The 10,274-nt window shown below is 68.6% G+C and carries 8 protein-coding genes; 4 read left to right on the top strand and 4 right to left on the bottom strand.

Annotated elements, in window-relative coordinates; genetic code table 11:
* On the top strand, positions 1 to 1,025 hold a 1,025-nt coding region (locus VJ655_RS10695), incomplete at its 5' end, for a M13 family metallopeptidase (RefSeq protein ID WP_324111044.1).
* 78 nt (positions 1,026 to 1,103) lie between these two features.
* Here the strand turns inward: VJ655_RS10695 and VJ655_RS10700 are convergent.
* Positions 1,104 to 1,865: a hypothetical protein gene (locus tag VJ655_RS10700; RefSeq protein WP_324111045.1), complete on the bottom strand. Its 762-nt coding sequence runs from the start codon at positions 1,863 to 1,865 to the stop codon at positions 1,104 to 1,106.
* Positions 1,866 to 2,062: 197 nt separating this feature from the next.
* Here VJ655_RS10700 and VJ655_RS10705 point away from each other — a divergent pair, with 197 nt between their 5' ends.
* The 3 genes from VJ655_RS10705 to VJ655_RS10715 are packed head-to-tail and all read left to right on the top strand — an operon-like array spanning position 2,063 to position 6,224.
* Positions 2,063 to 3,724: an MFS transporter gene (locus VJ655_RS10705; protein WP_324111046.1), complete on the top strand. Its 1,662-nt coding sequence runs from the start codon at positions 2,063 to 2,065 to the stop codon at positions 3,722 to 3,724.
* Positions 3,721 to 4,848, top strand: a complete 1,128-nt coding sequence (locus VJ655_RS10710) for an HlyD family secretion protein (RefSeq protein ID WP_324111047.1) — start codon at positions 3,721 to 3,723, stop codon at positions 4,846 to 4,848. The genes VJ655_RS10705 and VJ655_RS10710 overlap by 4 nt, the downstream gene beginning before the upstream one ends.
* On the top strand, positions 4,848 to 6,224 hold the full coding sequence (locus VJ655_RS10715) for an efflux transporter outer membrane subunit (RefSeq protein WP_324111048.1): 1,377 nt from the start codon (positions 4,848 to 4,850) through the stop codon (positions 6,222 to 6,224). Before VJ655_RS10710 ends, VJ655_RS10715 begins: the two co-directional genes overlap by 1 nt.
* Before the next feature lie 207 nt (positions 6,225 to 6,431).
* Here the strand turns inward: VJ655_RS10715 and VJ655_RS10720 are convergent, their stop codons facing one another.
* From VJ655_RS10720 to VJ655_RS10730, 3 genes are all read right to left on the bottom strand, one after another.
* Entirely contained in the window at positions 6,432 to 7,211 is a 780-nt protein-coding gene (locus VJ655_RS10720) for a hypothetical protein (RefSeq protein ID WP_324111049.1), read from the bottom strand.
* A gap of 78 nt (positions 7,212 to 7,289) precedes the next feature.
* Positions 7,290 to 7,706: a hypothetical protein gene (locus VJ655_RS10725; RefSeq protein ID WP_324111050.1), complete on the bottom strand. Its 417-nt coding sequence runs from the start codon at positions 7,704 to 7,706 to the stop codon at positions 7,290 to 7,292.
* Positions 7,707 to 7,866: 160 nt separating this feature from the next.
* Positions 7,867 to 9,894 carry a TonB-dependent receptor gene (locus tag VJ655_RS10730; RefSeq protein WP_324111051.1) on the bottom strand — a complete coding sequence of 676 codons (2,028 nt, stop codon included), beginning with the start codon at positions 9,892 to 9,894 and terminating at the stop codon, positions 7,867 to 7,869.
* Between the last annotated feature and the right edge of the window lie 380 nt (positions 9,895 to 10,274).

Below are 10,274 nucleotides of genomic sequence, written 5' to 3' on the forward strand. Positions count from 1 at the left end.
CGGGCCAGCCCGAGCAGCGTCCGCGCTGGAAGCGGGCCGTGGCCCAGGTCAACGCCATGCTGGGCGAGGCGGTCGGCAAGGAGTATGTCGCCGCCTACTTCCCGCCGGAGTCCAAGGCCAAGATGCTGGCCCTGGTCGGCGACATCCGCACGGTGCTGAAGACACGGATCGACAATCTCGACTGGATGGGTCCGGAGACCAAGGCCAGGGCCCAGGACAAGCTGGCCAAGTTCACGGTCAAGATCGGCTATCCCGACAACTGGCGCGACTATTCCAAGCTGCAGATCCAGGACGGCGACGCCTATGGCAACTTCATCCGCGCCGGCGCCTGGGACTATCGCCGCGACGTCGCTCGCCTGAACCAGCCGGTCGAGAAGACCGAGTGGGGCATGACCCCGCAGACGGTCAACGCCTACTACAACTCGGTCAACAACGAGATCGTGTTCCCGGCCGCCATCCTGCAGGCGCCGTTCTTCCACCCCGACGCGGATCCCGCCATCAACTACGGCGGCATCGGCGGGGTGATCGGCCACGAAATCGGCCATGGCTTCGACGACCAGGGCCGCAAGTCCGACGGCGACGGCGTGCTGCGCGACTGGTGGACGGCCGAGGACGCCGCCAAGTTCAACGCCCAGGCCGACCGGCTTGGCGCCCAGTACTCGGCGTTCGAGCCGTTCCCGGGCGTGCACGTCAACGGCAAACTGACCATGGGCGAGAACATCGGCGACATGGCCGGCCTGACCCTGGCGCGCGAGGCCTATCACGTCTCGCTGCAGGGCAAGCCCGCCCCGGTGCTGGACGGCTACACCGGCGACCAGCGCATCTATCTGGGCTGGGCCCAGGTGTGGCGCGGCAAGTCGCGCGACGACGCCCTCAAGCAGCAGATCGCCAGCGATCCGCACTCGCCGGGCTACTACCGCGTCAACGGCACGATCCGGAACCAGCCGGGCTGGTACTCGGCCTTCGACGTCAAGCCGGGCGACAAGCTGTACGTCGCGCCGGAAGATCGTGTGAAGATCTGGTAGTCGCAGGTCCCGCGCCCGCCTCGGCGGGTTGAGCTCCAAGGGCCGGCGAGCGATCGCCGGCCCTTTTTGTATCCGGGTCTAGAAGGGCGGCTTGGGGAAGGCGCGGCCGTCCGCCTGGGCGGCGGGAGCTCCCGAGGCCACGGCGGCGTAGATCGCGTCGCCGGCCGGCGACAAGGCCAAGGCACGCGCCCCGATCAGGGACGCGGCCAGCACGCCGATCGTCCAGAACCAGGCGGGATGCGGCCGCCCGCGGACCCGCCAGTCCCGCGCCAGGCCGATCAGCGGGAAGATCACCGCCGCCCCGGCGGCGACCTCGAACGCATAGGGCTTGAGGAAGGGCAGCGGCAGAATGCGGCCAAGGCCCGGCCCCATCAGCATCGTGAACGCGCCGACCTGCAGGCGCATGTGCCAGTCGCGTCTACGGCGCAGGGCGAGCGCGGCGGCGAACAGGCCGACCGCGCCCAGCAGGGTGGCTGGATTGGCCACCACGAAGTGCTGTGGCTGGAAGAAGAACGGCGTGCGCCCGGCGCGGACCGCCGCCAGCGTCACCAGCGGCCCCAGAACCACCAACGCCAGCATCCAGACCAGAGCCAGCCCGCCCAACGTGCGGTGGACGCGCAGGGCCCCGCCGCTCGCCAGCCAGGCCTGGGCGACAACGATCGCCACCCAGCCCATGAACGTCACCGCGTGCAGATGTACGATCAGCGGCGCGCCGAAGCTCGACCGTCCCATGGCCAGTTGCAGGACGAAGCCCGCGATCTCGACCACGGCCATGACCGTGACGAGGTTTCGAAAGAACGCCAGATCGATCGGCGGCGTCCGGATTTCAGTGGCGCTCATGCGTGTCCCCCCGCGCTGCGCGGCCCCTCGGGGGCCAATCCGACCGAAATAGCATCGTTACGCCAATTCAGGGGTCATGATTTGGCGACAGCGCCGGGGGCTTGGGCGATCAGCGCTCACGTGTGAGCTCGGCCGAGACGAAACCTTGCCGTGCAGGCGGCGCGCTGTAAAAGACCTCGGCACGCGATCGGGACTCCATGCCGCAGCACGGCCAACAGATCGGACAGACCCCGGACTGGCTTCCGCACGAGCGGCCAATGCTGCCCGGCTCGCCGTCGACCCCGTATTTTCCGACTCGCTTCCGGATCATCCACGGTCTGATCAGCCTGCTGATCGGCGTCACGGGCTCGCTCGGCGCGGCCCTGGTGCAGGTCAATCTGCCGGCCATCCAGGGCTCGCTGGGCCTCAGCCCCACGGAGGGCGCCTGGCTGACCACCGTCTACGTGATGACCAACATCTCGATGAACCTCCTGCTGGTGAAATATCGTCAGCAGTTCGGCATCCGCCGGTTCGCCCTGGTGTTCCTCAGCCTCTACACGGTGGCGGCCTTCGCCCATCTGGCGCTGGACAACTTCGCCATGGCGCTGGTCCTGCGGGCCATAAGCGGGGTAGGCGCGGCGGCCCTGACGGCCCTGGCCATGTTCTACATGCTGCAAGCCTTCCCCGCGTCGTTCCGCATCGGCGCCCTCGTGCTGGGCGTGGGGGTCTCCCAGCTCGGATCGCCGCTGGCCCGGGTGATCTCCACCAGTCTCCTGGACGCGGCCTACTGGCACGGCCTCTATGCGCTGGAGGCCAGCCTCGCGGCCGCCTGCCTGGCCGCCGTCTGGCTGTTCCGCCTGCCCCAGGGCGTCCGCATCCACGTGTTCGAGGGGGTCGACGCCCTGACCTTCGCCCTGCTGGGCGGGGGCCTTGGCCTGATCGTCGCGGTCCTGGGCCTGGGGCGCATCGTCTGGTGGTTCGAAGCGCCGTGGCTGGGCTGGTGCCTAGTCGCCGCCGTGATCATGCTGGCGGTCGGAAGCCTGATCGAGCATGGACGCGCCGACCCGCTGATCGACACCCGCTGGGTCGCCACCGGGACCTTCCTGCGCTTCTGCCTGAACGTCGCCCTGGTGCGCGTCATCCTGTCGGAGCAGACCGTCGGCGCGGCGGGCCTGATGCAGGCGCTGGGCTTCGCCCAGGAGCAGCAGCGCGCGCTCTACGCCGTCGTGCTGGCCGCGACGGCCGCCGGCATCGTGATCAGCGCCGCGACCCTGAACCAGAAGACCCTCGCGCCGCAGTTCCTGGGCTCGATCCTGCTGATCGCTCTCGCCGCCTTCCTGGACGCCCGGTCCACGCCCCAGACCGGGCCCGGCGAGCTCTATTTCAGCCAGGCCCTGCTGGCCTTCGCCGCGGCCATGTTCCTGGGTCCCTCGTTCATGTTCGGCATCGGCCAGTTGCTGACCCGGGGCCTGGGCTCGATCATCACCTTCTCGGTGATGTTCGGCGTGGCCCAGAACCTGGGCGGCCTGTTCGGCGCGGCCATGCTGGGAACGTTGCAGACGGTGCGGACGCAACAGCACGCCGTCGGTCTGGCCGAACGTCTGACCGCCGCCGATCCGACCGTCGCGGCGACGCTGCAAGGCTATGCCGGCGTCTATGCCTCGACCCAGGCCGATCCGGCGTTGCGCGCCGCCGACGCCAGCGCCCTCCTGACCCAACAGGTGACGCAGCAGGCCAACATCCTGGCCTTCAACGACGTCTTCCTGGTGGTCGGCGTCATCGCCCTGGCGCAGTTTCTCTACGCCGGCTTCCTGTTCGCGCGCCTCGCCCTCCGCATGAAGGCCGCCGCCCCCATCGCTCCAGCTCCAGAGACCGCATGACCGACGCGCCCGCTCCGCCGACTGGCCCCGCGCCCCAACCGGAAGATCGCGCCGCCGCCGCCGCGCCGCCGCCGGCCAGGCCCAAGCCCCCCAGCGCCCAGGCCATCCTGATCGCCGCGGCCGTCACCCTGACGGTGGTGTTGCTGATCCTGTTCTTCTGGAAGCTGCCCCCGTTCGGCGGATCGACGCAGCGGACCGACAACGCCTATGTGCGGGGCCAGGTGACAGTCGTGGCGCCCCAACTCAGCGGCTATGTCGTCAGGGTCACGGCCCAGGACTTCCAGACCGTGCGCCAGGGCCAGCCGCTGTTCACGATCGACCAGCGCATCTACGCCCAGCGCGTGGACCAGGCGCGCGCCACCCTGGCGGCGCGCGAGGCGGACCTGGCCAATTCGACCCAGGCCCGCGCCTCGCGCGAGGCGGCCCTGCTCGCCCGGGAAGCCGACATCGGCTCGGCCCAGGCCCAGGTCGAGCGGGCCCGCGCCGACATGGCCCGCGTCGCCGACCTCGCCACCGACGGCTCGGTGTCCCTTCGCGAAAGGGATCAGGCCCGCGCCGCCCTGCGCGCCGCCGAGGCGACCCTGTCCTCGGCCCGCGCCGGCCGCGAGATCGCCCGGCAGGACGTGCGCTCGGTTGGGGTGTCGCGCGAGGGCCTGGTCGCCGCCGTCGCCGCCGCCAAGGCCGCGCTGCGCCTGGCCGAGATCGACCTGGCCAACACCGTCGTCGCCGCCCCCGCCGACGGCCAGCTGGGCCAGGTGGGCGTTCGCCAGGGCCAGTGGGTCACCGCAGGCACGCAGCTCGTCTCCCTGGTGCCGCCGCAGCGCTGGGTGATCGCCAACTTCAAGGAGCGCCAGTCGGGCCGCATGCGTCCGGGCCAGCCGGCCAGCGTCACGGTCGACGCCCTGGGCGACCAGCGCTTCACCGGCCGGGTCGAGCAGGTTTCCCCCGCCACCGGCTCGGAGTTCAGCATCCTTCCGCCGCAGAACGCCACGGGCAACTTCACCAAGATCGCCCAACGCCTGCCGGTGCGCATCGTGCTCGACGCCGGCCAGCCGGACCTGGCCCGGCTGCGGCCGGGCATGTCCGTCCAGGCGCAGGTCGACACCGCCAGGGGCCGCCGCTGATGTGCCGCGCCCTGATCGGCCTGACGGGCCTTGGCGTCCTGACGGCCTGCACGACGCCGGGGCCCAAGACCTCGCCGCCGCCGATGGCCGCCGTCGCGCCGCCGGCCGGATGGCGCGCGTCCGCCACCGTCTCGGAAGACGCCGCCGCCGCCGACTGGTGGAAGGCGTTCGGCGATCCTCGCCTGTCGGACCTGGTCACCGCCGCCCTCGCCTACAACGCCGACCTGGGCGCGGCCGAGGCGCGGGTGCGCGAAGCCCAAGCTCAGAGCCTTCTCGCCAGCGCCGCCCTGGCGCCGTCGATCACCCTGTCGGCCGGCGCGCAGAAGCAGCGCGACCTCAACGCCTTCGGCCAGCCCAGCACCACCCTCGCGGCGCAGCCGCAGGTCCAGGTCGCCTACGAGGTTGATCTGTGGGGCCGCCTGCGCGCCGCCGACGCCGCCGGCCGCGCCAGTCTCCAGGCCAGCCGCGACGCCCGCGACGCCGCGCGCCTGTCGGTGTCCGCCGCCGTGGCGCGCTCCTATGTGGCGCTGCTGTCGCTCGACGCCCAGCTGGCCACCGCTCGCGCCACGCTCGTCTCGCGCCAGGAAGCCGCCGCCCGCGCTCGTCGCCGGGCGCGCGAGGGCGTGACCTCCGACCTCGAGCTGCGCCAGGCCGAGGGCGAGCTGGAAGCCGCCGCCCAGCGCGTCCCGGCCCTGGAGCTGGCGATCCGTCGCCAGGAGGGCGCCCTGACCCTGCTGGTCGGTCGGACGTCGCAGGCCGTGGCCCGTGGAACGCTAGGCGCCCTGGTGATCCCGGAGCCCAGCGCGCCGCTGCCCGCGTCGCTGCTGGCCCGCCGGCCGGACATCGCCCAGGCCGAGGCGACGCTCGCCGCGTCCGACGCCAGCCTGGCGGCCGCCCGCGCGGCCTTCCTGCCGCAGGTGCGCCTGTCGGCGGCTGGCGGCGGCCTGTTCGTCGAGCATCTGGATCCCCTGACGGTCTGGACCCTTGGGGCGAGCGCCCTGGCGCCGATCTTCGACGGCGGCCGCCTGCGCGCCCAGTCCGACGCCGCCGCCGCCCGTCGCGACCAGGCCGCCTTCGCCTATCGCAAGGCCGCGCTCACCGCGTTCAGCGAGGTCGAGAGCGCGCTTGAGGGAACCGGCCGCCTGGCCGAGCAGGAGGACGCGGCCTTGCGCCAGCGCGCCGCCGCCGCCTCGGCCCTCGACCACGCCCGCAAGCGCTATCAGGCCGGCTACGTCGCCTATCTGGAGGAGTTGGACGCCCAGCGCGGCCTGCTGGCGACGGAACTTGCGCTGTCGCAGGTCCGCGAGGCCAGGCTGCAGAACGCCGTGGCGCTCTATCAGGCCCTGGGCGGCGGATGGACGGAGGCGGGGCGGTAGGGGAGCCCTTTTCACCCTAGTTCCGTCATTCCCGCCCTTGTGGCGGGAATAGACTGCAATCGACAAAACCCGTCGCCAGCGCCGGAAGCAGACATGCTGGTGGTCTGCAACGGGTGGGCAATCGAACTCTCGCGAAGCCCCGAAGGGAGACCTCCGCGCACCGCTTCTCGCCAGGGCGACCTTCGCACCCGCGTCGGATCTGTCGATCTAGACTCGCTTCGAAGCAATCGACCCAGATTCATAACCCTGCGCGCTCGGCGATTGGTTTGACGAAGCGGGCGCGCCCACGGCGCGCCTAGCCTCGTCGGACAGATCGACTTTATCCTCGATCGGATCGCGCTGCCCAAGAAGGTCGGCGATCTGCTGCATCCAGCTGGCGTCTTGCGTCTTGGCTTCCGACAGCTTCAGCGCGGAGGCAAGCTTGGAGTTGGCCGCGGCCTTCTCGTTCTGGTTTCCGCCGGCCGAGGACTTCTCGATGAACTGATCGAGCCTGATCCCGGCCAGCATCGAGTCGCGCCAGCTGTTGACGTCGGCGAAGGGCTTGGCGCCGCTCATCTCGGAGCCATTGATACGGCCGCGGAAGAGGACATCCTGGTTGGACGCGCTCTGCTTATCAAAAAAGTTCAGAGCAGCTTGTTTTGCGCCAGACGCTCCGCCGCTCTGCTGCCCCGCCATCATCGCCAGTGTGTAGCTCTGGCCGATCTGCTTGATTTTCTGCGAAATGGCCGAGTTTCCGCTCTCATTGTAGAGCTTGTTGTTCTCCGCACCCATGCCCACGAGGCCGCCCGAAACAGCCATGTCGTGCAGGGCGGTCCATGCGTCCATCTGCTCGCTTTCCGAATAGGAACCGGAGCTGTTGTTCACCTTGCCGATCAGTTCGTTGAACCGGTCCTGGTTCTTGAAGCCTTCCGACGGGGCTGCCTGCGGCGCGGCGGCCTGCTGCGTCAAAGGTTGGGGCGCGACAGGCGAAGACGAGGAGATTTCCATGATCGGCCTCTACTAAACTGTGGGGCCGCATGATGAGACCCCACGTCTTAATGTTGCATTGCTACCGATGGTTTCAACCTAGAAGCCAGACATGTTCCAGTTGGCGGAGAAAGCGCCGGTCGACGAGTTCCGGTAGCTGGTGGTGTAGGTGCAGGTGGCGGTCGAACCGGCGCCATACGGCGCGGCCGACAGCGAGAAGGTGTAGCTGCCGCCCGACAGGTACACGAGCGTGGTGAAGGAACAGCCGATGCCGGCGGCGTTCGTATAGATCACCGTGCCGGACATGGTGCCCGAGGTCGAGGCGAAGCCGATGTCGCTGCTCGAGGCGTTGATCGACAACGGGATGCTGGACGAGCTGAAGGAGTTCGCGGCTCGGTTCACCGTGTCGGAGCTGTTGTTGTTGATGGTGAACGTACCGTTCGGCGCGGCCGAGGCAGCGCCAGCGACGGCGACGACGGCAGCCAGCGTGGCGGCGAAAAGACCGATCTTGCGCATTTTACGAACTCCCGATTGAGCAGGCGAACAACTCGCCCACAGAGAGAGCAGCTCAGCTTGGAAGCTAAAGCGAATGACGATATCTTTGATTGACTAATATGAAAACACAACCTTAGATATAGAAAATGACGCTTTCTGAGAGCCGCCGCATTTTTCGCGCCTAGAAGCGTTGAAGCAGCTCTAGCTTCACGCTCCGGCCAACCGGGTCACGGTCGTCTCGCCCGTAGCCTGGCGCAACACGGCCATCTGTCAGGTGGGCCTCCGGGCGTCGATCCAGAAGGTTTTCGACGGCCAGATTGACGGTGAGGCCTTGATTGCGGCGCGCGGATTCGGCGCCGCGTCCCGCCATGATGACGATGTAGCCCAGCTTCAGGTCGATCATGGAAAAGGCTCCGATGTCCAGATCGCCAGGACCGTCCTGTCCGCTGATCTGCCGAAGGCGATAGCCGCTTTGCCGATGGCCGGCGAGGTTCAGGGTCATGCGGTCGCGCCGCGCATCGAGACCTATGAAAAACTCCTGTCGCGCGACGCCGCCAGCATCGCCCGAGAGGCGATCCATTCTGGATAGGCCGTCCCGGATGACCGTCGTGTCGTTCAGGCGCAGGGAATAACTCAAGGACAGCTGCAGCGCCCCGCCCGATCCCACAAGGGCTGAATCCGCCGGCGCCGATATCGACAGGTTGCCCGTGAGCAAGCGTGTCGAGCTAGAGGTGATGTTGATCGGCCGCTGATCGATGCTGATCAGGTCTCCAGCGTCATCGCGTCGGAAGCGCTCGGGAAAGGCGGCCTCGATGTCCGAAGTTGGCATTGGCAGCGCGCCGATTTCGCGCGCGAGCCGTGCTTGACGGACGCTGGCGCCGGCAAGAACACGCCACGTCGTGAACGGTCCGGCCGAGACGCCGAGGGACGTCATGTCGCGCGTGGCCGAGCGCAGGCTCGCATTGCCGCCGAGCAACGGCGTCACGGTGACCGACCGCCCCGTCCGGAAGTCATGGACGACTATGGCCTGGCCGGTGGTGAGCGGGGCGAAGCGCTGTAGGTCGGTGGGCGCCTCGGTCGCATGGACCCAGGCGCCATTGAGGCTGACGACCTTGAGGGGCGACCAGAACGCGCCGAGGGTCAGGTTGTCGCCACTGCCGGCGTCGGCTGCGCGATGGCTCGCGCCGAGTTTCAGAAACGAGGGTCCAAACCGGCCGCCACCCTCGCCCGGCGTGACCGCGCGGGTCAGCGGGATCGACAGGTCGGCGCCGACGGTCCCGGTTCGGCCGTGCAAGGACGTCCTGGCATTAGCGCCGGCCGACAGGGATCGTGACCTGTACACCTGCCCTGACAGATCCAAGGCGACCGGACCTGCCGGCAGCGTCAGGACATTGCGGTTGACCGACGTGTCCAGGGTCATCGATCGCTCATTGGATCGAACCGGTGTCGCCCCCTCCGTCGAGAAGCGCGAAAGCGATCCTGACAGCGACGACCTCACCGACCAGTTCAATAGGTTGCCGCTCAGGCTGACCTTGCCGTTGAGCGCCGCGCTGCTGTTGCGATTGGCGATGAACCGTCCATCCGCCCCGACGACAAAGCGACTGCGCTGCGCCTGGACGCCACCTCGGAACGCGCCGCGCCAGTCTCCCAGGCTCCGGGTCAGGGACAGATCGGCGGCCACGCGCCGGACCTGGGGTCTTAGGTCAAGGGCGGCGCTGCCGGGATGGTCTTGCAAGTAGTCCGGGCGATCCGAGGCGCTAAGCCCTGAATTGCCTCGGGCCTGTAGTCGAAGCTGGCTGGTGTCGGCCTCGACGATCCGCGATCGCTTCAGTTCGCCAGAGAGAGCCTGGTAGCCGCCGCTCGTCGACGACGTCACGCCTTCGGCGGCGTCGTAGCTGTCGAAGCGCCGCAGCAAGACGACGTTGAGCACGCGCCGGGTCGGATCACCGTCTCCATAGATCGCTGTCGCCGTGGGCGGCAGAACCTCGACGCGCGCGAGCGCGTCCGGCGGAAAGACCAGTAAGGCTTCCGGATCGGCGACACGCTGCCCATTGATGATGACGACCGGAGGGGTTTGTCCGCCGACGGCCGCGTTCAGTTTCCCAACCACGTCACCGATATCATCGGCGCCCAGCGCATCGATTTCAGCGGGCGAGAACTCTCGATCCGGGGCGAAGCCCGCGGCCCCGCGCCGAGCCATCACCGTCAAACCGTCCAGGACGACCGTAGGCTCCCCCGCGCTGCTGGTTGGCGGTTGCGCGCTTCGCGCTGCCGTCGCCGTCGCCGTCGCCGTCGGAGCCGAAGCCTGTACCTCGAAGAACGCAACTGAAGCCGGCAACCCTAGCATACCGCGAAGCTACTCTAAATTGAGCAGCATGGAAAAGTGCGTAAAGATTGCTTCCAGGCAGTGTGTTTATCTGTCCGGATCGCTCGCCGGACCAATGTTTCAAAAGCCGCCGCTTCGAATGGCTGCGAAGGATCGAAGCGGACCCATGGGCCTCCACGGGATCCTTAGAAATCGATCACCACTGACGGCGCGCTACGCTGCGCATCGCCATGGTGAACGGCTTCGATATTGTTGCCGTCGGG

The sequence above is a fragment of the Caulobacter sp. genome, assembly GCF_035254145.1.
Taxonomy (GTDB): domain Bacteria; phylum Pseudomonadota; class Alphaproteobacteria; order Caulobacterales; family Caulobacteraceae; genus Caulobacter.

Coding starts and splice junctions, on each gene's coding strand:
- VJ655_RS10700 (WP_324111045.1), bottom strand. CDS start 1,865: ATGAGCGCCACTGAAATCCGGACGCCGCCGATCGATCTGGCGTTCTTT.
- VJ655_RS10705 (WP_324111046.1), top strand. CDS start 2,063: ATGCCGCAGCACGGCCAACAGATCGGACAGACCCCGGACTGGCTTCCG.
- VJ655_RS10710 (WP_324111047.1), top strand. CDS start 3,721: ATGACCGACGCGCCCGCTCCGCCGACTGGCCCCGCGCCCCAACCGGAA.
- VJ655_RS10715 (WP_324111048.1), top strand. CDS start 4,848: ATGTGCCGCGCCCTGATCGGCCTGACGGGCCTTGGCGTCCTGACGGCC.
- VJ655_RS10720 (WP_324111049.1), bottom strand. CDS start 7,211: ATGGAAATCTCCTCGTCTTCGCCTGTCGCGCCCCAACCTTTGACGCAG.
- VJ655_RS10725 (WP_324111050.1), bottom strand. CDS start 7,706: ATGCGCAAGATCGGTCTTTTCGCCGCCACGCTGGCTGCCGTCGTCGCC.